At 51.9% G+C, this 24,129-nt stretch carries 21 protein-coding genes, 2 tRNA genes and 2 other RNA genes; 12 read left to right on the forward strand and 13 right to left on the reverse strand.

Annotated features, from left to right (window positions below; all coding sequences use genetic code 11):
- Window positions 1–51: 51 nt before the first annotated feature.
- Entirely contained in the window at window positions 52–1,671 is a 1,620-nt protein-coding gene (locus C7434_RS06780) for an ABC transporter substrate-binding protein (protein WP_039343018.1), read from the reverse strand.
- Window positions 1,672–2,256: 585 nt separating this feature from the next.
- Window positions 2,257–2,904 carry a YchE family NAAT transporter gene (locus C7434_RS06785; protein WP_006119393.1) on the reverse strand — a complete coding sequence of 216 codons (648 nt, stop codon included), beginning with the start codon at window positions 2,902–2,904 and terminating at the stop codon, window positions 2,257–2,259.
- Window positions 2,905–3,329: 425 nt separating this feature from the next.
- Between C7434_RS06785 and adhE the strand changes: the two genes are divergently transcribed.
- Window positions 3,330–6,014 carry a bifunctional acetaldehyde-CoA/alcohol dehydrogenase gene (adhE, locus tag C7434_RS06790; protein WP_133745257.1) on the forward strand — a complete coding sequence of 895 codons (2,685 nt, stop codon included), beginning with the start codon at window positions 3,330–3,332 and terminating at the stop codon, window positions 6,012–6,014.
- 238 nt (window positions 6,015–6,252) lie between these two features.
- Here adhE and tdk read toward each other — a convergent pair whose 3' ends face one another.
- Window positions 6,253–6,873, reverse strand: a complete 621-nt coding sequence (gene tdk, locus C7434_RS06795) for a thymidine kinase (RefSeq protein ID WP_006119396.1) — start codon at window positions 6,871–6,873, stop codon at window positions 6,253–6,255.
- 406 nt (window positions 6,874–7,279) lie between these two features.
- Between tdk and hns the strand changes: the two genes are divergently transcribed.
- Entirely contained in the window at window positions 7,280–7,687 is a 408-nt protein-coding gene (hns, locus tag C7434_RS06800; protein ID WP_033741865.1) for a histone-like nucleoid-structuring protein H-NS, read from the forward strand.
- A gap of 92 nt (window positions 7,688–7,779) precedes the next feature.
- Here hns and C7434_RS06805 read toward each other — a convergent pair whose 3' ends face one another.
- The 5 genes from C7434_RS06805 to rssA form a co-directional block, all read right to left on the reverse strand.
- Window positions 7,780–8,787: an NAD-dependent epimerase gene (locus tag C7434_RS06805; RefSeq protein WP_006119398.1), complete on the reverse strand. Its 1,008-nt coding sequence runs from the start codon at window positions 8,785–8,787 to the stop codon at window positions 7,780–7,782.
- A gap of 14 nt (window positions 8,788–8,801) precedes the next feature.
- Window positions 8,802–10,142: a UDP-glucose/GDP-mannose dehydrogenase family protein gene (locus C7434_RS06810; protein ID WP_006119399.1), complete on the reverse strand. Its 1,341-nt coding sequence runs from the start codon at window positions 10,140–10,142 to the stop codon at window positions 8,802–8,804.
- Window positions 10,143–10,166: 24 nt separating this feature from the next.
- Entirely contained in the window at window positions 10,167–11,069 is a 903-nt protein-coding gene (gene galU, locus C7434_RS06815; RefSeq protein WP_006119401.1) for a UTP--glucose-1-phosphate uridylyltransferase GalU, read from the reverse strand.
- 195 nt (window positions 11,070–11,264) lie between these two features.
- On the reverse strand, window positions 11,265–12,281 hold the full coding sequence (rssB, locus tag C7434_RS06820) for a two-component system response regulator RssB (RefSeq protein ID WP_006119402.1): 1,017 nt from the start codon (window positions 12,279–12,281) through the stop codon (window positions 11,265–11,267).
- Window positions 12,282–12,380: 99 nt separating this feature from the next.
- Entirely contained in the window at window positions 12,381–13,292 is a 912-nt protein-coding gene (gene rssA / locus C7434_RS06825) for a patatin-like phospholipase RssA (protein WP_039343037.1), read from the reverse strand.
- Between the two features lie 97 nt (window positions 13,293–13,389).
- Here rssA and C7434_RS06830 point away from each other — a divergent pair, with 97 nt between their 5' ends.
- The 7 genes from C7434_RS06830 to xthA all read left to right on the forward strand — a co-directional run bounded on the left by C7434_RS06830 (window position 13,390) and on the right by xthA (window position 16,497).
- Window positions 13,390–13,845: a YchJ family protein gene (locus tag C7434_RS06830; protein WP_006119404.1), complete on the forward strand. Its 456-nt coding sequence runs from the start codon at window positions 13,390–13,392 to the stop codon at window positions 13,843–13,845.
- Window positions 13,846–13,901: 56 nt separating this feature from the next.
- Window positions 13,902–14,750, forward strand: a complete 849-nt coding sequence (purU, locus tag C7434_RS06835) for a formyltetrahydrofolate deformylase (protein ID WP_006119405.1) — start codon at window positions 13,902–13,904, stop codon at window positions 14,748–14,750.
- Between the two features lie 144 nt (window positions 14,751–14,894).
- Window positions 14,895–14,979: transfer RNA gene (locus C7434_RS06840), tRNA-Tyr, on the forward strand.
- Window positions 14,980–15,014: 35 nt separating this feature from the next.
- Window positions 15,015–15,099: transfer RNA gene (locus C7434_RS06845), tRNA-Tyr, on the forward strand.
- A 41-nt stretch (window positions 15,100–15,140) separates the two neighbouring features.
- Window positions 15,141–15,268, forward strand: a non-coding RNA gene (locus C7434_RS06850) — RtT sRNA.
- A 41-nt stretch (window positions 15,269–15,309) separates the two neighbouring features.
- A non-coding RNA gene (locus tag C7434_RS06855) (RtT sRNA) lies at window positions 15,310–15,436 on the forward strand.
- Window positions 15,437–15,690: 254 nt separating this feature from the next.
- Entirely contained in the window at window positions 15,691–16,497 is an 807-nt protein-coding gene (gene xthA / locus C7434_RS06860; protein WP_033741873.1) for an exodeoxyribonuclease III, read from the forward strand.
- Between the two features lie 39 nt (window positions 16,498–16,536).
- Here xthA and C7434_RS06865 read toward each other — a convergent pair whose 3' ends face one another.
- The 3 genes from C7434_RS06865 to C7434_RS06875 all read right to left on the reverse strand — a co-directional run bounded on the left by C7434_RS06865 (window position 16,537) and on the right by C7434_RS06875 (window position 19,552).
- Complete coding sequence (locus tag C7434_RS06865) at window positions 16,537–16,806, reverse strand: YnjH family protein (protein ID WP_226374522.1); 270 nt, start codon at window positions 16,804–16,806, stop codon at window positions 16,537–16,539.
- Window positions 16,807–16,826: 20 nt separating this feature from the next.
- Window positions 16,827–18,743 carry a DNA topoisomerase III gene (locus C7434_RS06870; RefSeq protein WP_033741875.1) on the reverse strand — a complete coding sequence of 639 codons (1,917 nt, stop codon included), beginning with the start codon at window positions 18,741–18,743 and terminating at the stop codon, window positions 16,827–16,829.
- Window positions 18,744–19,000: 257 nt separating this feature from the next.
- The gene (locus C7434_RS06875) at window positions 19,001–19,552 is read right to left on the reverse strand and encodes an NAD(P)H nitroreductase (protein ID WP_006119410.1); all 552 of its coding nucleotides are present in this window, start codon (window positions 19,550–19,552) and stop codon (window positions 19,001–19,003) included.
- A 172-nt stretch (window positions 19,553–19,724) separates the two neighbouring features.
- On the opposite strand from C7434_RS06875, the gene sppA reads away from it, so the two are divergent.
- The 3 genes from sppA to pncA all read left to right on the forward strand — a co-directional run bounded on the left by sppA (window position 19,725) and on the right by pncA (window position 23,314).
- Complete coding sequence (gene sppA, locus C7434_RS06880; protein WP_133745258.1) at window positions 19,725–21,590, forward strand: signal peptide peptidase SppA; 1,866 nt, start codon at window positions 19,725–19,727, stop codon at window positions 21,588–21,590.
- Between the two features lie 85 nt (window positions 21,591–21,675).
- Window positions 21,676–22,689, forward strand: a complete 1,014-nt coding sequence (gene ansA, locus C7434_RS06885) for an asparaginase (RefSeq protein ID WP_033741878.1) — start codon at window positions 21,676–21,678, stop codon at window positions 22,687–22,689.
- Between the two features lie 16 nt (window positions 22,690–22,705).
- The gene (gene pncA / locus C7434_RS06890) at window positions 22,706–23,314 is read left to right on the forward strand and encodes a bifunctional nicotinamidase/pyrazinamidase (protein ID WP_006119415.1); all 609 of its coding nucleotides are present in this window, start codon (window positions 22,706–22,708) and stop codon (window positions 23,312–23,314) included.
- Between the two features lie 84 nt (window positions 23,315–23,398).
- Here the strand turns inward: pncA and C7434_RS06895 are convergent, their stop codons facing one another.
- On the reverse strand, window positions 23,399–23,680 hold the full coding sequence (locus C7434_RS06895) for a DUF1315 family protein (protein WP_133745259.1): 282 nt from the start codon (window positions 23,678–23,680) through the stop codon (window positions 23,399–23,401).
- Between the two features lie 2 nt (window positions 23,681–23,682).
- Window positions 23,683–24,093, reverse strand: coding sequence for a peptide-methionine (R)-S-oxide reductase MsrB (gene msrB / locus C7434_RS06900; RefSeq protein WP_033741880.1), 411 nt, complete (start codon window positions 24,091–24,093; stop codon window positions 23,683–23,685).
- Between the last annotated feature and the right edge of the window lie 36 nt (window positions 24,094–24,129).

Raw genomic sequence — 24,129 nt, forward strand, 5'->3', positions numbered from 1 at the left:
TGGTCAGCACGGTAACGCCCTTCCCGGCTGTGCCGCCGGATAAGCGCGTTATCAGTGTTGTTTAATGAAATAATATTTCAGATCTGTCATGTCCTGCGGATCGTGGCCGGTAAACCCGCCAACCCAGGGTTTAACCAGCCTCACGCTGACGCGGTAGTAAACTGGCACAATTGCCGAGTCTTTGTCGAGTTGTGTTTCAGCCTGCTGATACAATGCCGCGCGGTCAGCATCCTTTGTGACGCTTAGCGTGTCTGCCATCAGCCGATCAAAAGCCGCACTACGATAAAACGCGGTATTGGTCGACGACTGACTCAGGAACATATTCAGGAAAGTAGAGGGCTCGTTATAATCCGCGCACCATGTGGCCCGCACCACGTCATACTGTGCCTGATGACGCGTTTCCAGCAGCGTTTTCCATTCCTGATTTTGTAAGGTGACCTGCGCCCCGAGGTTGCGCTGCCACATTGACGCTGCAGCAATCGCCTGGGTTTTATTTTGATCGGAGGTGTTATAGAGCAGCGTAAAACGCAAAGGATTTTTACTGTCGAAACCCGCTTCTGCCAGCAGTTTCTTTGCCGCCTCATTGCGCTGCGACTGGGACCAGGTCATCCATTCCGGTGTGGCTAACGCGGCCCCATTGGTATAGGGCGGTGTAAAACTGTAAGCCGGAATCTGGCCCTGTCCCATTATCTTTTTGGCGATAATGTCGCGGTCCAGCGTCATCTTTATAGCCGCGCGCACGCGCGCATCAGTAAAAGGCGGCTTTTTGTTGTTGATTTCATAATAAAACGTACACAACAAGGGGCTGACTTTGACTTCGTCGCCGATGTCCTTACGCAGCTTCGCGAACATATTGGGCGGGATGGCGCTGTTGGTCATATCCAGGCCACCGCTGCGATAGCGGTTAATGTCGCTGTTCTCAGAACTGATCGGCAGAAACGTCCCCTGCTCAATCACGGTTTGCGCGTTGTTCCAGTAAAGCGGATTGCGCTTCAGGACAATTTTTTCGTTGACGACCCAGTCACTTAAGGTATAAGCACCATTACCAACATAATGCCCGGGTTGAGTCCACGCCTCGCCCCATTTCTGGATAGCGGGCGCATACACGGGTTTCATAGCCGTATGCGCCAGCATGGCAATCAGATAGGGAACGGGCTCTGTTAAAGTGACTTGTAAATGGTGATCGTCAATCGCTTTTACGCCCAGTTGGTCTGGTGCCGCTTTACCCGCAATAATCTCGTCGGCATTGGCAATATGCGCCGCCTGCAGATAACTGGTGTAAGGAGATGCAGTTTTCGGATCGGCCAGGCGTCGCCAGCTGTAAACAAAATCGTTAGCCGTTACCGGTTCGCCGTTGCTCCATTTTGCATCGTTGCGCAGCGTGAAGGTCCAGATTTTTCCTTGCTGATTTTCCCAGCTCTCAGCCACACCGGGGACAACCTTACCGTTATTATCTGTATTAACCAGCCCGTCCAGCAGATTCAGGATAATATTGGATTCCGGCACACCTTCCGTCTTATGCGGGTCAAGCGAGGCCACTTCGGAGCCATTATTAATGACAATTTGCTGCTGTGGCGATAAGGTCACGCCGGCGGGTACGCTGGCCGCACAGACGGGTAAAGCAGTCATCACACCTAGTGCCAGACAAGACCAATATTGCTGAGCGTTCATTTACCACACCTTGTTGACCTGCCCGTTTTTATTCTGCAATCCCGTCTGCATCAAGAAAAAAATCTTGCTATTTCGACCTTCGGGAAAACATGCTCAATGCGCCGAAAATTAGCAGAAGCTGAATGACGGCGCCAAAACTAAATAGTTAAAATGTTATCTGTTTCTCTTTTATCATGAGATTTTTCCCAGTGGAAGTGTTAATTTTTAGCCTAAAAATACATTAACCTACTGAATTATAAAAATATTCATAGATTTGATGCTATTCTAACCAGAATATTACATTCACCGATTTTGACTGCGTTGTTGTAGCGTCATTCTTTCCCGGTGTGCCATTTAAAAAGGCATTAATGGGCCTTTACCAGCATTAATCATGCCAACATGCATCGTCAAAGCAGAATATAAGGTGAGATTGATGACAGGAAGGCCAGGCGCGTACTATCGGGACGCGCACTGAGTATTAGGGAAAGTGATAACCCGGAGGGGATATACAGCGGTGCAAATAATTGCCCGTTTAGAGTGCAATATTGTGTCGTATTGCACTCTTTTGATGCCTGTCTTTTTATGCTTGTTAAAATAAGTGGGTATTCAGCTTACCAGCCCTGGAAAAATCGCTTTAATGCCTGTTACCACAAATTCGATGCCCAGCGCCATTAACAGCAGCCCCATGATACGGGTGATGACGTTGATGCCCGTTTGCCCCAGTACTCTGACCATAATAGGGGCGGCACGAAACAGTAACCAACAACTGAAGGCAAAAATGGCCACTGCCACGGTAAATCCCAGCAGATTTAACCAACTGTGATAGCGCGTACTCCAGACGATAGTTGAGCTGATTGCGCCGGGCCCGGCCATCAGCGGTAAAGCCAGCGGAACAACGCCAATACTTTCGCGAATCGCGGTTTCTGTTTTTTCCTGCTTGTTTTGTTTATCTTCGCCCAGCTTTCCGCTGATCATCGACATCGCTATCGTGACAACCAGAATGCCCCCGGCAATACGGAAAGAATCAATTGAGATGCCAAACACATGCAGAATGGCATCCCCTAAAAACAGCGACGTCCAGAGAATAATGGCCACAGCAAGGTTTGCGGTGAGATTCGTTTTATTACGTTCTGCCACGCCCTGATAACGCGTCATGCTGATAAACACCGGAATGATGCCAATGGGATTCACCAGTGCAAACAGGCCTACGAAAAACTTGATATAGCCAGAAAGATCTAACAGCGCAGGATTCACGGTTCACTCCACATCCCAGATGAAAAACGCGCCTAATGTAAGGTAAAAACGCCGCGCACGCCAGTTGAAGCGAGAGTTATTTATTCTGTTAATTTACTTACAGTTTAGGGCGTTAAACCAGCCATTCCACAAAGGCTGGCAGATGTTACTTTTGTTACCGCTTTTTACCTCATCGCCCTCCCCCTCATGAACCGCAGGCTGAAAGGTGTCAGCTGTGGTTTAAATTGATTTAGATCATTATTGCTGTCCCCTAAACCCGATACTCTTTTGTTGTCAGCCACGATACCACCGGAGAAAAAGAATTCTTTTAGTAAACAACTGAAAAACGGCACTTTCACGCCCCGTGATTGAGCGGTTTTTACCCTGGCTATACTTTCCGTTCAGGCTTGTTTCCTAAAAAAGTTTAACTTCCTCAGGAGATCACAATGGCCGTTACTAATGTCGCTGAACTCAATGCACTGGTTGAACGGGTAAAAAAAGCCCAGCAAGCGTTCGCCAGTTTTTCTCAACAACAAGTCGATGCTATTTTCCGCGCAGCCGCACTGGCCGCTGCCGATGCCCGTATTCCCTTAGCGAAGATGGCGGTCGCAGAATCGGGCATGGGCATTGTCGAAGACAAAGTCATCAAAAATCATTTTGCGTCCGAATATATTTATAACGCCTATAAGGATGATAAAACCTGCGGCGTACTGGAAACCGATGATACCTTTGGCACCATTACGATTGCCGAACCCATCGGCCTGATTTGTGGGATCGTCCCGACCACCAACCCCACCTCTACCGCCATCTTCAAAGCTCTGATCAGCCTTAAAACCCGCAACGGTATTATCTTCTCGCCGCATCCTCGCGCCAAAGATGCCACCAATAAAGCCGCCGATATTGTGCTGCAGGCCGCGATTGCTGCTGGCGCCCCTAAAGACATTATCGGCTGGATCGATGCGCCCTCTGTTGAGCTGTCGAATCAGCTGATGCACCACCCGGACATCAATCTGATCCTTGCCACAGGTGGACCGGGCATGGTGAAAGCCGCTTACAGTTCCGGCAAACCGGCTATTGGTGTCGGTGCCGGGAATACACCTGTCGTGATTGATGAAACGGCAGATGTTAAACGCGCGGTGGCGTCCATACTGATGTCGAAAACGTTTGATAACGGCGTGATTTGTGCCTCAGAGCAGTCCGTTATTGTTGTCGATGCAATCTACGATGCCGTTCGGGCACGTTTCGCCAGTCATGGTGGCTACCTGCTGCAGGGCCATGAACTTCAGGCGGTTCAGAATATTATCCTGAAAAATGGCGGCCTCAACGCCGCGATTGTGGGCCAGCCCGCAGTAAAAATTGCTGAGATGGCGGGCATTACGGTACCAACCGATACCAAAATTCTGATTGGTGAAGTTGAACGGGTCGACGAATCCGAACCTTTTGCCCATGAAAAACTGTCGCCAACGCTGGCGATGTACCGGGCTAAAGATTACGAAGACGCCGTCAGTAAAGCGGAAAAACTGGTCGCCATGGGCGGCATTGGCCACACCTCCTGCCTGTACACGGATCAGGATAACCAGTCCGCACGTGTCCACTATTTTGGCGACAAAATGAAAACGGCCCGTATCCTGATTAATACCCCCGCTTCTCAGGGTGGGATTGGCGATTTATATAACTTCAAACTCGCGCCTTCGTTGACGCTGGGTTGTGGCTCCTGGGGAGGTAACTCAATTTCCGAAAACGTCGGACCTAAGCATCTGATCAATAAGAAAACCGTCGCCAAGCGAGCTGAAAATATGTTGTGGCATAAACTTCCGAAATCTATCTATTTCCGTCGTGGGTCATTGCCTGTCGCCTTAGAAGAGGTCGCTACCGACGGCGCGAAACGTGCATTTGTTGTGACTGACCGCTTCCTGTTCAATAACGGCTATGCCGACCAGGTTACCCGCGTCCTGAAATCCCACGGTATTGAAACGGAAGTGTTCTTCGAGGTCGAAGCAGACCCAACACTGAGCATTGTTCGCAAAGGCGCAGAGCAAATGCACAGCTTTAAACCCGATGTGATCATTGCGCTGGGCGGCGGCTCGCCAATGGATGCGGCGAAAATCATGTGGGTGATGTATGAGCATCCCGAAACCCACTTCGAAGAGCTGGCATTACGCTTTATGGATATTCGTAAACGTATCTATAAGTTCCCGAAAATGGGCGTCAAAGCCCGCATGGTAGCCATCACCACTACCTCCGGCACCGGTTCAGAAGTGACCCCGTTTGCGGTGGTCACGGATGATGCCACCGGTCAAAAATATCCGCTGGCAGATTATGCACTGACTCCGGATATGGCCATTGTGGATGCGAACCTCGTAATGGATATGCCGCGTTCACTCTGCGCCTTTGGCGGTCTGGATGCGGTTACCCATGCACTGGAAGCCTATGTTTCCGTTCTGGCGAATGAGTATTCTGATGGTCAGGCTCTGCAGGCGCTTAAGTTGCTGAAAGAGAACCTGCCCGCCAGTTATGCCGAAGGCGCCAAAAATCCGGTTGCGCGTGAACGTGTGCACAATGCCGCCACCATTGCCGGTATTGCCTTTGCCAACGCCTTCCTCGGCGTATGTCACTCGATGGCCCATAAACTGGGTTCCGAGTTCCATATTCCCCACGGACTGGCTAACTCGCTGCTGATTTCCAACGTCATTCGTTATAACGCAAATGACAACCCGACCAAACAGACTGCATTCAGTCAGTATGATCGTCCACAGGCGCGTCGTCGCTATGCGGAAATCGCCGATCATCTTGGTTTGACCGCCACAGGCGATCGTACTGCCCAGAAAATTGAGAAACTGCTGGTCTGGCTGGATGAAATTAAAACGGAACTGGGTATTCCCGCCTCGATTCGTGAAGCTGGCGTGCAGGAAGCGGATTTTCTGGCGAAAGTGGACAAACTGGCTGAGGATGCGTTCGACGATCAGTGTACCGGTGCTAACCCACGTTATCCGTTAATTGCTGAACTGAAACAGATCATGCTGGACAGTTACTACGGCCGCAAATTTGTTGAGCCTTATGCCCAGGTTGAACAGCCCCTGAATCAACCTATCAGCGATATCAAAGCCGCTAAAAAGGTTAAAAAAGCCTAATCAGGAACAAGCCCGTTAGTGCGGGTGCGCCATCCCCCTTGTGGCTCGGTCACAAGGGGGTTTTTTATGGCTGTTGAGGATAAGCAGGCTGTTTGCCCGCTGTCAGTGAATGTGCAATAGTGCAATCGCTATCACACACGAACAGACCGACTCCCAGGTCGCCATAAAGATAAAGAGACGAATGAGGTTCACCAGGAAAGATTTTTGCGACTGCGTGAACCTGAGGTGAGGAACAGGATTACGCGACTGGCGTTTGCGCGCCGTGGATAGCCTGCAAACAGCCCTGCTCAATCGCTTTTTTATAGTGCTTACGGCACACCGAGATATAGCGCTCATTGCCGCCAATCACCACCTGCTCCCCTTCCCGGAAGGGTTTGCCTTCGCTGTCGAGACGCAGCACCATGCCCGCTTTACGTCCGCAATGACATACGGTTTTAAGCTCCACCAGTTTATCGGCCCAGGCCAGCAGATACTGGCTACCGGTAAACAATTCTCCCAGAAAGTCGGTTCTTAACCCATAACACAGCACCGGAATATCCAGATTATCCACCACGTCAGACAAGGCCTTCACCTGTTCCCGTGTCAGAAACTGACTTTCATCCACTAACACACAGTGTACGGGCTGGCGCGCATGCTCTTGTGCAATTTCCACATCCAGCTGGCTTTCGGCATTATAAAGAACGGCCGGTGATGACAAGCCAATGCGTGAACTGACTTTACCGGTACCAAAGCGATTATCAATCTCAGCGGTATAAACCAGGGTCCGCATACCGCGCTCCTGATAATTATAGGAAGACTGCAAAAGCGCGGTTGATTTACCCGCGTTCATTGCCGAATAGTAGAAATAGAGTTGAGCCATTGGCACGGTATCCCGGTGTGGATGAAACAAAATAAGTGCGATTTTACCATATCTGACCGGCGATGCCGTGTTGATTTTCAGCCCGTTACGTTCAGACGAGAGCCAGCGTCGGGTATTGCCTGTCCTGCAACGGCAGCGCATTATTTTTGACTAAATGAATATTAAAGACAGTATAGCGTTAAGCTTTATTTTCATTGAACCGTGTCAGGGCTTTTTAGGTTGCCGGTTAAACATCAACGTTTCATTGGTCCTTACATCGCGCTTTATCTGGCGGAATTTATAATTTAATAAATTCACCTTTGAACTTTTAAAGCTAAAAATTAATTTAATGTTGAAGTTATTTCCCCCCACCACTACTATTAGCGGGCAGAACAACTCTCCTATTCATTATTCAGAGATCAGGACAATGAGCGAAGCACTAAAAAATCTTAATAATATCCGCACGCTGCGTGCCCAGGCCAGAGAGTGTTCTTTGGAAACACTGGAAGAAATGCTGGAAAAGTTTGAAGTCGTAGTAAATGAACGCCGCGATGAAGCGTCACATTCTAAAGCAGAAACGGAAGAGCGTGCGCGTAAACTTGAGCAATATCGCGATATGCTTTTAGCGGATGGAATCGATCCCAATGAGTTATTCAACGCATTGTCAGAGTCCAAAACGTCTGGCAAAGCCAAACGTGCTGCCCGCCCTGCCAAATATCAGTTTGTTGATGAAAACGGGGAGACCAAAACCTGGACCGGTCAGGGACGTACACCAGCAGCAATCAAAAAAGCCATGGAACAACATGGTAAGCAGTTAGACGACTTTTTGCTGTAAATCCTGGCGTGCTTTAGGCTTTGCTGGCTTCATTTTAGCGACCTGATTACCAATACCAGAAAAAAAAGGAAGCGGTCGCTTCCTTTTTGTTTTTATACCGAATAAAAGTTTCGGTACCAGTCAACAAAACGTCTGACACCTTCATCCACGCCTGTTTGCGGTTTAAAGCCGACAGCGTTAAATAAATCGCTGGTATCTGCGCTGGTAGCTAACACGTCACCGGGTTGCATTGGCATCAGATTTTTATTTGCCGTTACACCTAATGCTTTTTCAATCGCTTCAATATAGCGAATCAGGCTCATCGGCTGACTATTGCCTAAATTGTAAATACGATACGGCGCTGAACTCGACGCGGCAGACCCGCTCTCTACTGTCCAACTTTCATCCGGCTGCGGAATACGATCCTGCAGACGAATAATGGCCTCGACAACATCATCGATATAGGTGAAATCGCGTTGCATTTTACCCTGGTTATAGACGTCAATTGCCTCACCCGCAATCATAGCCCGGGTAAATTTAAACAAGGCCATATCGGGGCGTCCCCAGGGACCGTATACAGTGAAGAAACGTAAACCGGTGGTGGGTAACTGATACAGATGCGAATAGGTGTGCGACATCAGCTCATTGGCTTTTTTGGTCGCGGCATACAATGACACCGGATGATCGACACTGTCTTCCGTAGAGAACGGCAGCTTACTGTTCAGTCCATAAACGGAGCTGGACGACGCATAGAGCAGATGTTCAACACGATGATGACGGCACCCTTCAAGAATATTCAGATGCCCAATAACATTGGCATCCACATACGCATGCGGGTTTTCAAGTGAATAGCGCACACCAGCCTGAGCGGCCAGGTGGATAACGCGCTGAAATTTGTGCTGTTCGAAAAGTGCTGCAATGGCCTGACGGTCGGCCAAATCGGTTTTAACAAACGTAAAAGATGGGTTGTCGCCGATCAAATCAAGACGGGCTTGTTTGAGGCTGACATCATAATAGTCATTCAGGTTGTCAATACCGACAACCTGGTGACCGGCGGCCAACAGGCGTTGGCTCACATGGAAGCCAATAAAGCCTGCTGCGCCGGTTACCAGAAAATTCATAAATCCCTCATTAATCACACAGCCTGGATGGACGCTCCGCGGCCAATAGCGTAATAAACGAAGCCGCGTTTGCTGAGACGCTCTGGATCATACAGGTTACGTCCATCAAAAATCACGGGTTGTTTCAGTGCATTTTTGATCACGTCGAAGTCAGGGGCACGGAAATTTTGCCACTCAGTGCAAATTACCAGGCCATCTGCGCCCTGTAATGCTGATTCTTTGGTGCCCATCAGCTTCAAATCGTCGCGGTGACCGTAGATGCGTTGTGCTTCATCCATCGCTTCCGGATCGAAAGCCTGTACAGACGCACCTGCTTCCCACAGCGCTTCCATCAATACACGGCTCGATGCTTCACGCATATCGTCGGTATTCGGTTTGAACGACAGTCCCCACAGCGCAAACGTCTTCCCTTTCAGATCGTCACCAAAATGACGTTTGATAAAGGCGGGCAGCTTAGTTTTCTGGCTGTCATTGACGTCTTCCACCGCTTTTAACAGACGTGGTGTATAGCCAATGGATTCCGCCGTACGAATGAGCGCCTGCACATCTTTCGGGAAACAGGAACCGCCATAACCGCAGCCAGGATAGATAAAGTGATAGCCGATACGTGAGTCAGAACCAATCCCCTGGCGCACTTTTTCGATATCCGCACCTAAACGTTCCGCGAGATTGGAAATTTCATTCATAAAGCTGATTTTGGTCGCCAGCATACAGTTGGCAGCGTACTTCGTCAGCTCTGCACTGCGAATATCCATCAGGATCATACGATCGTGGTTGCGGTTGAAGGGCTCATAGAGCTCACGCAACAGTTCCACGACAGCATCATTATCCGTGCCGACAACGATGCGCTCGGGACGCATACAGTCAGCAACCGCCGCCCCTTCTTTCAGGAACTCGGGGTTGGATACTACATCAAAGCTGATATTGGCATCACGCGCCTGCAGGGTTTCCGTCATGACCGCACGGACTCTGTCAGCCGTTCCAACCGGTACGGTAGATTTATCGATGACCACTTTATGATCGGTCATATGCTGAGCAATGGTGCGTGCCACGGCAGTAACATATTTCAGATCGGCCGAACCATCTTCATCAGGCGGTGTGCCTACGGCGATAAACTGCATCACGCCATGGTTAACGCCCAGTGCAGCATCGGTGCTGAACTTCAGGCGACCGGATTCATAGTTAGACTTAACCAGCGGCGTCAGGCCCGGTTCAAAAATAGGAATCTGACCCTTTTTGAGGTTCTCAACCTTTTTTTCATCGACATCAATACAGAGAACGTCATGTCCGACTTCGGCCAACACCGCAGCCTGAACCAGACCGACATAGCCGATACCAAATACAGTGACTTTCATTACGCTATCCTGTGTTTTAAATTTTTAATCGCTAACGGTTTTATTGAGCCACTCAGAGAACTCTTTGCCCAGCACCGGATGGCGAACACCATATTCGACGAAAGCCTGCATGTATCCCAGTTTGTTACCGCAGTCATGGCTGACCCCTTTCAGGTGGTAAGCTTCAACGGTCTCTTTTTCCATCAGCATGGCGATAGAATCCGTGAGCTGTACTTCACCGCCTGCACCTGGAGGCGTTTTTGCCAGCAGTGGCCAGATATCTGCGGACAGAACATAACGCCCCACCACAGCCAGATTAGAAGGCGCTTCAGACGCTTTTGGTTTCTCAACCACACCGACCATCGGTGCGCTGTCGCCCGGGTTCAGTTCTGCGCCCTTGCAGTCAACAACACCATAAGCGGTTACATCGCTGACAGGCTCAACCATGATCTGGCTGCGGCCAGACTCTTCATAACGGCTCAGCATTTCTGCCAGGTTATCTTTGGTTGGGTTTGATTCATATTCGTCGATGATCACATCAGGCAGGATGACGGCAACAGGCTCATCGCCGACCAGCGGGTGCGCGCACATTACCGCGTGGCCCAGGCCTTTAGCGATGCCCTGACGGACCTGCATGATGGTCACGTGTGGAGGGCAGATGGACTGAATTTCATCCAGCAACTGACGCTTAACGCGTTTTTCCAGCATCGACTCCAGTTCGAAACTGGTATCAAAATGGTTTTCAATGGCGTTCTTAGACGAGTGGGTTACCAGCACAATTTCATTGATACCCGCAGCAATACACTCGTTAACGACATACTGAATTAACGGCTTATCAACCAGCGGTAACATTTCTTTTGGAATCGCTTTCGTCGCAGGAAGCATACGCGTACCCAAACCTGCTACCGGGATTACCGCTTTTTTAACTTTGGTCTTATAGGCAGACATCAAAATACCTCTCTTATAGGCCGTTCAAGTTTTAATGCTTGATATGTCGGTTTAAATTCGGAAATGAGTATATCAGTTACTCGCGAACGGATTTATCCTGGAAGGCATCTATCCGTAGAATTTAAGACTATTACCCAAGTGTAAAGCTAACTTCTGGCACTGTCTTGCGGGTAAGTATAAATTACCCTTCGGTGTTTATTGCTCAGACGATAACATCAGTCGTATACGGCCCCCGGCGCCCCAAATATGGCACTGCCAGTCGTCCGCACGCTGGCTAATCTGGTTAATATGCGTACTGCCCATAGTGCCAAGCGGAACGCCATTACTGAGTTGAATTTGATGGGCCTGAACATGTAAGGTGGCATTCAGGCCAGCAGAAACCAGCACCAGGTTTTTTAATCCGCGATGGTAGTACCCAACTAACAGAGGGAACTGTCCGGTTAAATTCGCCTGCCGTAGCAGCAGATTGACCTGTCTGAGTAAACTGCTTAACTCAGGTAATCGCTGTTTCTGTCCTGATAACTGTTCTTGTAATAATCCGTTAAACAGAGCGCGCAATAATAAAGCCGCCAGCACGCCATTGTCGCCCGCACGGGTGACATCGAGACAATAAAAAGCCAAATCTTTGTCAGATAACGCCGCAATATCCAGCACCAGCCCGGGCTGCTCTGCCATGGTTAACTGGCGATAATTTACCCGACAATGGGCAATGCGCTGCTGGACCGGGGGCTGCAGTTCTTTCAGTAATTTTGCCGCAGCGGAAGGATCGCGCACCAATGCATCCCAGTCCTGAAACAGCTGTTCATCTTCCTCGACTTTCGAGGTAAACATCGACGGATAGAGGCATTCGTATACCGCTTCACGGAAACGTTCAAAATTCTTCAGGGGTTTTAGCAACACATCCTGTACGCCCAGACGTAAAACCTGCGCGATGTCGGACATATTTTCGGTCGCGGAAATTATCAGAATGGGCAGGGTATTGCCGTGGCTGCGCAGATGTTCGACAAACTGAATTCCGTTCATGCGCGGCATTTCCAGGTCACAAATCACCAGTTCGACGGCATGTTTATCCAGTTGCGCAATAGCTTCCAGACCATCTTCAGCCTCAACAGTGACGGCCCCCATTGATGTTAAAAACTGGTTTAAAAGCGAACGGAAAACGGCCTCATCTTCGACAATGAGTATCTTTTTGCCGATCAGTGGTTTTTCCATTCCATCCCCCTGCGTACCCGATAAATCAATAGTGGTTCATAAAACGCAGTTGCGCCTTTCAGAATAGACCGAAGTAACATCTGTGCGTGAACAACCAGATTATCTTCTACGGACCAGCGGTAATAATTCATCCATTTGTTTCTCAACGGCAACCTTCCCAGCCGCAATTGCTTCTTCTGCACGATGAAAATCCAACGTGGATATTTGTGGACAAAATGGCTGGATAAGCACATCAGGCGGATCGCCTGCCATCCGGTTTCGCTTCAGGCGATTTTCCAGCACCTGGATGGACGTGGCCATGATCTCCATGGCGCCCGGCATTTGCGAGGCCCGGCGCTGCGTAAAATTGACCAGACGCTGTCGCAGTTTTCCACGCCAGTCGAGATTGAGCGCCACAGCCGCCGCATGTTCTTCTGAACTCTGGGGCGTCAGCGCCATCGCATTCTGCGGCATCAGATGCGCGTCGTGCTGAAGATCGACAGCAATCACGACATCCGCCCCCAGCGCGCGCGTCAGGGAGATCGGTACCGGATTCACCACCGCACCATCCACCAGCCAATATCCATTGTAGCCGACGGGCGGTAATAAACCTGGCATACTGCAGGACGCACGTACCGCCTGATGTAATTCACCCTCGGTCAGCCACAGCTCGCGACCGGTACTTAAATTGGTTGCCACCACACCAAACGGCTTTCCGCACGATTCAATCGCGTCGTGCGTAATGAGTTGCCGGACATGGTTGAATACCCGTTCTCCGCGTAACAGTCCGCCTCGCTGCCAGGACAGATCCATCAGACGGATGACATCCCAGTAGCTAAACGCACTCACCCACTTTTTCATGTGCGGGAGACGATGATTGACGTAAGCTGCGCCCACCAGTGCACCGATGGAACAGCCTGCCACGACATCAATGTTGATACCTGCGCTCTCCAACGCTTCGATAACGCCAATATGCGCCCATCCTTTGGCGGCACCGGAACCCAGAGCCAATCCAATTTTTTGCTTTCTCATCTTACTCGGGTCCTGGCGTCAATACATGGCATCACACGCGTGGGTCGGATAAAGTAAACGATATCATTAACAATCACTGTTATTAACAGGAGAATGTGTGTCCGAATCTTGCCCATGCTGTAGCGGCAAGCAGTATAGCCTATGTTGTCAGCCCTTTGTTAAAGGAACAGAAATTCCCTTATCAGCTGAACAACTTATGCGCTCCCGCTACTGCGCTTATGTCAAACAAGACGTCGATTACCTCGTCGCCACCTGGCATCCCACCAGCCGCGTTCCGGCGCTGGCTGACTTAGTGACTGAAAGTTTCGCGGGTACTGAATGGCTCAGCCTGAACATCACACGTTGTGATGAGGGGCGCCACAAAGACGAATCTTTCGTCACTTTTTTTGCACGTTTTGCTGAAAACGGTGTTAATCGGGCGATGTACGAGCGTTCACGCTTTCTTCGCGAGGACAGTCGCTGGTACTATGTCGACGGAATGACGCCCGCCATCGGGCGCAACGATCGCTGTCCATGTGGCGCCGACAAAAAATACAAAAAATGTTGCGGTTAAGGCAGTTGCCTGCGTAACGGTTTTACCCTTAATGCTTTGACAGGACTCTGATTGAGATGCAAGCGCAAACCATGCAAAGAAAAGTTTTACGAACCATTTGTCCCGATGCAAAAGGTCTGATCGCCAAAATCACCAATATTTGTTACAAGCACGAACTGAATATCGTGCAAAACAATGAGTTTGTTGATCATCGCACCGGGCGTTTTTTCATGCGCACAGAGCTGGAAGGGATTTTTAACGACAATACTTTACTGGCCGATCTTGACAGCGCCCTTCCTCAGGGCTCGGTACGTGAACTGCACAGCGCAGGCCGTCGCCGCGTCGTTATTCTGGTCACCAAAGAAGCCCACTGCCTGGGCGACCTGCTGATGAAGAGCGCATTTGGCGGGCTGGATATGGAAATAGCCGCCGTCATCGGTAACCATGAAACGCTGCGCTCGCTGGTCGAGCGTTTTGATATTCCGTTTGTGTTGGTCAGTCATGAAGGGCTTTCGCGGGAAGAGCATGATAATAAGATGGCGGACGAAATTGATCGTTACCAGCCAGATTATGTCGTGCTTGCCAAATATATGCGCGTGCTGACGCCGGGCTTCGTCCAGCGCTACCCGAATCAGATCATCAATATTCATCACTCGTTCCTGCCTGCCTTTATCGGCGCACGCCCTTATCACCAGGCTTATGAACGCGGCGTTAAAATCATTGGTGCGACGGCGCACTACGTTAATGACAACCTGGATGAAGGTCCGATCATTATGCAGGACGTCATCAACGTCGATCACAGCTATACAGCAGAAGAGATGATGCGTGCCGGACGTGATGTAGAAAAGAATGTGCTGAGCCGCGCGTTAGATAAAGTGCTGGGTCAGCGTGTGTTTGTTTACGGCAACCGTACGATTATTCTTTAACCGCCACGGGCGCTGGACTGGCTGACATTCCAGCGCTACGCGTAAAAAGTGGGCAAACGGTTCGTGATTTACCTGAGTCCGCTTTACAGTCTGAATCCATTTGGTATGATGCGCCCCGCTTCAGAGCACAACAATTCAGTCCCTGGTGGGATTCCCGAGCGGCCAAAGGGAGCAGACTGTAAATCTGCCGTCACAGACTTCGAAGGTTCGAATCCTTCTCCCACCACCATCTGAATCTGCTGCCTGAGCCTACAAATCATCCCCGGTGGGATTCCCGAGCGGCCAAAGGGAGCAGACTGTAAATCTGCCGTCACAGACTTCGAAGGTTCGAATCCTTCTCCCACCACCATCTCGCATTTAGCAACTTCATTCCGACATGCAACTCAGTCAGCCTGTTCTGCATGGAGAGGGATGAGAACCTTCGACCAGGGTTCGCGTCGAGCACCGCGAGACAACGCGCATTAGCGCGGCCCGTAGGGTGAGGCGCAACGCGCCGAATCATCCTTCTCCCACCACCATCTCGTATTTAGCAACTTCATTCCGACATGCAACTCAGTCAGCCTGTTCTGCGAGGAAAGGGATAAGACCTTTGTTCAGCGTTCGCGTCGGGCACCGCGAGACAACGCGCATTAGCGCGGCCAGTAGGGTGAGGCGCAACGCGCCGAATCATCCTTCTCCCACCACTCTCTTCCCTTTAGCACGTCATGCCGTTATAAAACTGTTCTGCGCGGAGAAGGATAAGAGCCTTTGTTCAGCGTTCGTGCCGGGCATCGCCTGAGAAAACGCCTCTGGAAACCACTCTGGTTTTCTGTTCCCGCTGACCATGGGTCGTGCTCTCTCGCCCGTGCTGTCCACCACTCGCTGAAATTGCCCTGCTCTGCCATGACATTTCCGGCAAAAATCGCTACCATCCTGCCTATCATTCGCTGAAGGTTATCTCATGAAATTTATTTCATTCAATATTAACGGCTTGCGGGCACGTCCCCATCAACTCGAAGCACTGGTCGAGAAGCATCAGCCTGACGTCATTGGTCTGCAGGAAACGAAAGTCCATGATGATATGTTCCCGCTCGAGGATGTGGCTAAGCTGGGCTACAACGTGTTTTATCACGGTCAGAAAGGCCATTATGGTGTGGCACTGTTGACCAAGGTTCAGCCGGTCTCCGTGCGTCGGGGGTTTCCGGGCGATGGCGAGGATGCGCAGCGTCGCCTGATCATGGCTGAAATCCCCAGCCCGATTGGCGATATTACCGTGATAAATGGCTATTTTCCGCAGGGCGAGAGCCGCGATCACCCGACAAAGTTTCCGGCCAAAGAAAAATTTTACCGCGATCTGCAAAGCTATCTGAGCGAGAGTCTTACGGCGGATAAGCCCGTACTGATCATGGGCGATATGAATATCAGCAGCACCGACCTGGATATTGGGATTGGCGAAGACAGCCGTAAACGCTGGCTGCGTACCGGTAAGTGTTCTTTCCTGCCCGAAGAGCGGGAATGGATGGACAGGCTGTTAAGCTGGGGGTTGGTCGATACCTGGCGTGCGCATCATCCCGATACCTGTGACCGTTTTTCCTGGTTCGATTACCGTTCTAAAGGGTTCGATGACAATCGCGGTCTGCGCATTGACCTGCTGCTGGCCAGCACCGGGCTGGCCTCGCACTGCATTGAGAGCGGTATTGACTACGATATTCGTGGCATGGAAAAACCCTCTGACCATGCCCCGGTCTGGTCAACCTTCCGCTTCTGATAGCGCTGACGCGTGGTGCGCCCGCCCACCACGCGTTTTCTATTTCACTATTTTCCAGATCAGGTTGTTCGTCCCCAGCGATTTTTCGTCACGCGCGCACTGTAACAGGACGCCTTCTGATTTCACGACTGCGCCCTCGGTATAATTGCGGTTTTCGAAAATACAGCACTGCATACAGTTCTGCTGATTATTTTGTCCCTGAGTCCAGGCTTCCCGCGGCATATCAACAATCACATCCGTATTAGTTCCGCCTGTCGACGGATGATAATTCGCCTGGGCCGGCCCACAGACAATCAGTGCGGCCAGCATGAGCAGTGCAGTTTTACGCATTATTCGGTTTCCTTAGTTTTACGCCGTGCTTTGCGCTGCGGACGTTTTTGTCCGGTGGACGGTAACCCACGAAACGCCTGTCCCGACGGTTGCTGCCGTGCCTGATGAATAAGCCCACTCAGCGTGTGCACCAGCGGTTGCATAAACTCATCATAACGGCAGGCCTTTTCACTAATCCGTGTCAGTGTCGATTCCCACTGGGCGGTCATGTCCGGCCGGGCTGCCAGATCCGGTAACGAATGGATCAACGCCTTACCCGTGTCGGTAGAATGAATATAGCGCCCTTTCTTCTGTAAAAATGACCGGCGGAACAATAATTCTATGATCCCCGCGCGCGTGGCTTCCGTTCCTAAACCATCGGTCGCACGAAGCACTTTCTTTAATTCTTTATCCTGAACAAAACGCGCGATACCGGTCATGGCTGACAGAAGCGTGGCATCCGTAAAATGGCGAGGTGGCTGCGTTTGCTTGGCCAGCACCTCGCCGTGCTCACACAGCAGGACGTCCCCTTCCGCCACGACCGGCAGCGGCATGCCGTCATTTTCTTCATCACGCTCTTTACTGCCCAGCAAAGCACGCCAGCCCGCCTCAGCCAGAAAGCGGGCCTTCGCCACGAATTTACCGCCCGCAATATCCAGTTCAATAGTGCATTTACGAAACATCGCATCCGGGCAGAACTGCATCAGATACTGACGCGCGATCAGGCCATAAACCTGCTGTTCATTGTCATTCAGCCTGACAGCGCTGGCGCGTGCTGTGGGAATAATGGCATGGTGCGCATCCACTTTTTTGTCGTCCCAACAGCGGTTTTTACGATCGGCATCAAACTCCGCAGGCGGCGTCAGATCGGGCTGGTGAACCTGAATGGCATTTAGCACTGCGTGACGACCAGCAAAATGCTCATCGGGCAAATAGCGACTGTCGGAACGGGGATAGGTAATCAGTTTGTGGGTTTCATACAAGCGCTGACAGATATCCAGCACCGCCTGCGCGCTCAGGCCAAAGCGTTTTGCCGCCTCAATCTGCAGTGCCGAGAGCGAAAACGGGAGTGGCGCAGTGTCGCTTTCGCGCTTATCACTGTATGCGGTGACACGCGCAGGCTGACCGGTAATGCGGGCAACCACATGCTCTGCCAGACTCCGCTTGAGTAAGCGCCCTTCTTCATCCTGCCAGGGCTCACAGGCTTCACTGGGGACCCAGTTGGCAACAAAGCGGATGTCATCTGGCGTCACGATATGCGCTTTAACTTCAAAATAGTCTTTCGGCACAAAGTTTTCGATCTCTTCGTCGCGGCGCACCACCAGCCCCAGCACGGGTGTTTGCACCCGCCCCACCGACAATACGCCATCGTAACCGGCATTACGGCCCATTAACGTCCAGGCGCGGGTCATGTTGATGCCATATAGCCAGTCCGCCCGGGCGCGAGCCAGGGCGGAAACACACAGGGGGATAAACTCACGGTTTTCACGCAGGCGACTGACTGCGCGTTCGACCGCCTGAGGATTGAGATCGTTGATCAGGCAGCGCTGCACCTTACTGCGTTTCTCGGCGGGCAGTTGCAGGTAATCCAGCACTTCGTCCACTAACAGTTGGCCTTCCCGATCCGGGTCACCGGCGTGAACCACTTCGTCCGCCTGCGCCAGCAACCCCTCAACCACTTTAAGCTGCTTAGCGACAGAGGGCCGCGGCTGCAGGCGCCACTTTTCAGGAATAATGGGCAGATCGGCCAGTGACCAGCGTGCGTAACGGCCGTCATAAGCATCGGGCTGCGCCTGCTCAAGTAAATGCCCTACGCACCAGGTGACGACCTGATCATTGCCACAGGCAATGAATCCGTCACCGCGGCGGTGCGGTTTAGGTAACACATCGGCAATGGCCCGTCCGAGGCTGGGTTTCTCTGCTATAAACAAACGCATTAAATCGGGTAATCCTTAACGTCAGCGAACAACAATGATGGCAGCGCCTGCCCCGTGCACGACGACAGTGCAGGATCACGGCCTGGCGCCATCGGATGCAGGCAGCCGGTTTCCCCGGACACAGCACGCGGCGCTGCCAGTGAAGACAGCGCTATAGTAGCCTGGCGGCACGCTGCTGATAAGCGTGCCGGATTTGCGAGGAAACGCTTCGCTCATTACGTGCGCAGTTTACCGCGCATCGCGTGGTTCAGACAGGTTCAGAAATAGCGGACGAAGGGTGCCGTGTCGGGATGAACCACGGTGGTGCTGGACTTAAGCTGCGGCGTGCCCAGATAGAGAAAGCCCACAATCGCGTCCTGCTCACGGCAGCCGAACGCCTCACGCACCTGCGGATCGTCGGTCCAGACGCCGCTCCGCCAGATGCCATTAAAGCCCTGAGCGACAGCAGCCATCTGCATCGCCATCACGGCACAGCTGGCAGAGGCGATTTGTTCCCAGCGCGGCACCTTGTGATTGATCTCGCAGTGCGCCACGACGGTGATGATCATGGGCGCACGGAACGGCGCCTGACTGGCTTTATTGATGGCTTTCTCATCCATCTGGTTGTCCCGCGCCGCTTTTTCCAGTAGCTGACTCAGGCGATCGCGGCCTTCATTTTCAACAATAATAAATCGCCAGGGTTGCAGGCCGCCGTGATCGGGTGCGCGCATGCCCGCGCGCAGGATGTTATCCAGCGCTTCACCGCTGGGGGCCGGTTCCGCCAGACGCGAGGCCGAACGACGATTAACCAGTAATTCTAGTGCGTCCATGTTTTTCTCCTGACAGTAAAAGCACGGGTAATCCTGGCACAAGTGGATTTTTTGTAACAGTCCAGGGTGATTTCCTGCTGACTTTTGTTTCGCTGCTCTTTAGGATGAGGTCGTTAACGGAGACCTGGCCCGCCTGGTGGCTATTTCCGGCTATATCAAAATGGAGAATGTGATGCGCACACTGTGGCGAATAATTGCGGGTCTGTTCCGCTGGACCTGGCGAGTGTTGAATTTTATCAGGGAATGTATTCTCAACCTGTTTCTGGTTTTCTTAATTATTGTCTGTGTGGGGATCTGGCTTCAGATCAGCGGCTCAGGCAGCCGTTCCTCCGCCCCGGTACAGCAAGGTGCGCTAAAAGTGGATTTGACCGGTGTGCTGGTCGACAAACCCTCCGTCAGCAACCGTCTGAGCAAAATTGGTCGTCAGTTATTAGGCACCAGTAGCGATCGTCTGCAGGAAAATTCCCTGTTTGATGTAGTAGATGCTATTCGTCAGGCCAAAGGTGACAGCAATATTAAAGGTCTGGTTTTAGACCTGCGTGATTTTGCTGGGGGCGATCAGCCTTCTCTGCAATATGTAGGTAAAGCGTTACGCGAGTTCCGCGACAGCGGTAAGCCTGTTTACGCCTTAGGCGATAGCTATAGCCAGGCGCAGTACTACCTTGCCAGCTATGCGACGAAAATCTATCTGTCGCCACAGGGCACCGTTGATTTGCACGGCTTTGCCACCAACGGTCTCTACTACAAAACGTTGCTCGACAAGCTGAAAGTCAATTCACACGTTTTCCGCGTGGGCACCTATAAATCAGCCGTTGAGCCCTTCCTGCGTGACGATATGTCGCCAGCGGCGCGTGACGCAGATAGCCGCTGGATTGGCCAGCTCTGGCAAAATTACCTGAATACCGTGTCTGCTAACCGCCAGATTACGCCTGAGCAGTTGTTCCCTGGCGCTGCCGCTATTATCGCAGGTCTGCAGGCCGTTAAGGGCGATACCGGAAAATATGCGCTGGATAACAAACTGGTCGATGTGCTGGGCTCACGCGCTGACGCGGACCAGGCGCTTATCCAGGCATTTGGCTTCGATAAGCAAAACAACGATTACCGTAACGTCAGCATTTATGATTACAACGTTAAACAGGATGCCAGCCAGCAAAAAGGCAACATTGCCGTGATCCTTGCCAGCGGTGCCATCATTGATGGTGATGAAACGCCGGGTAATGTGGGCGGCGATACGACAGCGGCGCAGATTCGCGATGCCCGACTGGATCCCAAAATCAAGGCCATTATTTTGCGGGTGAACAGCCCGGGCGGCAGCGTTACGGCGTCCGAAGCGATTCGTTCGGAACTGGCCGCAGCGAAAGCGGCAGGCAAACCGATTGTGGTCTCCATGGGCGGTATGGCAGCCTCGGGCGGCTACTGGATCTCGACGCCAGCCAGCTACATTATTGCCAGCCCCAGCACGCTGACCGGCTCTATCGGCATCTTTGGCGTGATTAACACGCTGGAGAACAGCCTGGCCTCGATTGGTGTGCATACCGATGGCGTCGCGACCTCACCCCTGGCAGACATCTCAAGCACTAAAGCACTGCCTGAGGAAGTGCAGCAACTGATGCAGTTGACCATTGAAAACGGCTACCACAACTTCGTGGGACTGGTGGCGACATCGCGCCATAAAACACCGGAACAGATCGATGCCATCGCGCAGGGGCACGTCTGGACGGGCAGCGATGCCAAAGCCAATGGTCTGGTCGATGCGCTGGGCGATTTTGACGATGCGGTGAAAAAAGCGGCTGAGCTGGCGAAGGTTTCCCAGCCAGAGCTTGACTGGTATCAGGAAGATCCCGGCTTCCTTGACGTGATGCTGAATCAGATGAACGCGTCTGTTCAGGCCGTGCTGCCTGACACGATGAAAGCCTGGCTGCCTGCGCCCATGTACGATGTGATGAACGCGATGAAGAATCAGCCCAGCCTGTTTGACCATCTGAACGATCCGCAAAACCGCTATGCCTTCTGCCTGAACTGCGGCGAAGTGCGATAAACCTCTCAGCCCGACTGCTTGTCGGGCTGCTTTTCCCTGCTGTTCCCCTTATACTGCCCGTTTTACGGCAAGTCTGAGTTTACCTATGCAAAAGAAAAATATTTACGTTGCCTACACGGGCGGTACCATCGGTATGCAACGTTCTGCTCAAGGTTATATTCCGGTTTCTGGTCATCTGCAGCAGGAACTGGCGAAGATGCCTGAGTTCCATCGCCCGGAAATGCCTGACTTCACGATTCATGAGTATCAGCCTCTGATTGACTCTTCTGACATGACCCCGCAGGACTGGCAGTCGATCGCCGAAGATATCCGGCTGAACTATGATCGCTATGATGGTTTTGTCATTCTGCACGGCACGGATACCATGGCATTTACCGCTTCTGCCCTGTCGTTTATGCTCGAAAATCTGGCTAAGCCGGTCATCGTTACGGGCTCACAGATTCCGTTAGCCGAACTGCGTTCCGATGGCCAACAAAACCTGCTTAATTCCCTTTACGTCGCTGCGAATTATCCCATCAACGAGGTGACGCTGTTTTTCAACAACACACTCTATCGCGGTAACCGTACCACTAAAGCGCACGCGGACGGTTTCAACGCCTTTGCATCCCCCAACCTGTCAGCCTTGCTGGAAGCCGGGATTCATATCCGTCGTCTTAATACGCCGCCTGCACCTCAGGGCAAAGGCGAGCTGATTGTTCATACCATTACCCCGCAACCTATTGGCGTGGTGACAATTTATCCGGGCATCTCTGCAGATGTCGTGCGTAACTTTTTACGTCAGCCGGTTAAGGCGCTGATTTTACGCTCGTACGGTGTCGGTAACGCGCCGCAAAACGCCGAGTTTCTGTCTGAACTTCAGCAGGCCAGCGAACGCGGCATTGTGGTCGTCAACCTGACCCAGTGTATTTCTGGCAAGGTCAATATGGGTGGCTACGCCACCGGGAATGCTCTGGAGCACGCTGGCGTCATCAGCGGCTTTGATCTGACGGTTGAAGCGGCGCTGACGAAACTTCACTATCTGTTGAGCCAGGATCTGTCCAGCGATCAGATCCGCGCCAAAATGCAGCAGAACCTGCGTGGCGAACTGACAGACGACTAAGATGGAGTCAACGGCAATGAAACGGGCATTAATCATTATCGACATCCAGAACGACTTCTGCCCCGGCGGCCCAATGGCCGTCAAAGAAGGCGATCATACGGTCGAGGTTGCTAACCGCTACGCCCGTGCTTTTCATGAGAATGGTGAGTGCGTCGTAGCCCTGCAGGACTGGCATCCAGCCGATCACGGTAGTTTTGCTTCCGTATCCGGCGAACCTGTCTATACCCTCGGTGAACTCAACGGCCTGCCACAGATCTGGTGGCCGGATCATGGCGTGCAGCATTCTGCGGGGGCTGATTTTCATCCCGGCCTTGATCGCAGCCTGTTCGACGCGGTTTTCCATAAAGGGCAAGATCAGGACGTAGACAGCTACAGCGCCTTTTTTGACAACGGACACCGACGCAAGACAGAACTGGACAGTTGGTTACGCGCACGCGATATCACGCATCTGGTCATGCTGGGCCTGGCGACGGATTACTGCGTGAAGTACAGCGTGCTGGATGCACTTGAACTGGGTTATCAGGTCGAGGTCGTGGCGGCAGGCTGCCGTGGCGTTAATCTCAACCCAGAAGACAGCGACATTGCGCTGGCGCAGATGGCGGCTCAGGGCGCCGTCATTATCTGAAAAAGGGCTGGCGTATAGCCAGCCCTTTTTGCTCTTCCATACGATGCCCGCCTGCGCGTGGCTGACTGGCGACTTACCGCGCTATTAATGCAGATGAATGCGCGTGACGTCCGGTTCGATACCAAGCTCTTCTTTTAACTGCTTTTTCGATTTGGTCACCATTTCGCCATTTTTGCCGATGGTCATATGCTGTGGTGCATCATTATTGCGCGCCTGCCACATCATAACCAACTGCAGGCTGTTATCACGCTGTTGCTGCGTCAGCGCCACTCCATCCGGCCATTTTCCGGTTTCAACGGCCGTCATCAGGCGTTCATAAATTTCGGGTGTCATAGCATCAAGCATGGCTTCAAGTTGCTGTTTCATTGTTAGCCCTTAATCTCGTCGCCTTGTGGACTGGTGAAGTTCAGCGAGGCTGAGTTCACACAGTAACGCTCACCGGTCGGCTGCGGCCCATCAGGGAAAACATGGCCGAGATGAGAATCACAGTTGCCGCAACGGATTTCAATACGCTGCATACCGTGCGAGTTATCTTCCAGATAACGAATAGCCTCATCGCTGACGGGCTCATAAAAACTCGGCCAGCCACAGCCTGAATCGTATTTCGTCTCTGAAAGAAACAAGGGCGCGTTGCACACCAGGCAGTGATAAATCCCTTCCTGCTTGTTATGCAGCAGCGCACCGCTGTACGGCGGCTCCGTGCCATGCTGTTGCGTGACATAGCGCTGCATCTCAGTTAACTGGGCGATTTTTGCGTCGGGTGCGGTTTCTTTAGGCATTTGAGCAATTCCGGGATGTCATTCTGAAAAAATCGA

The sequence above is a fragment of the Pantoea sp. PNA 14-12 genome (assembly GCF_004364735.1).
Taxonomy (GTDB): domain Bacteria; phylum Pseudomonadota; class Gammaproteobacteria; order Enterobacterales; family Enterobacteriaceae; genus Pantoea; species Pantoea stewartii.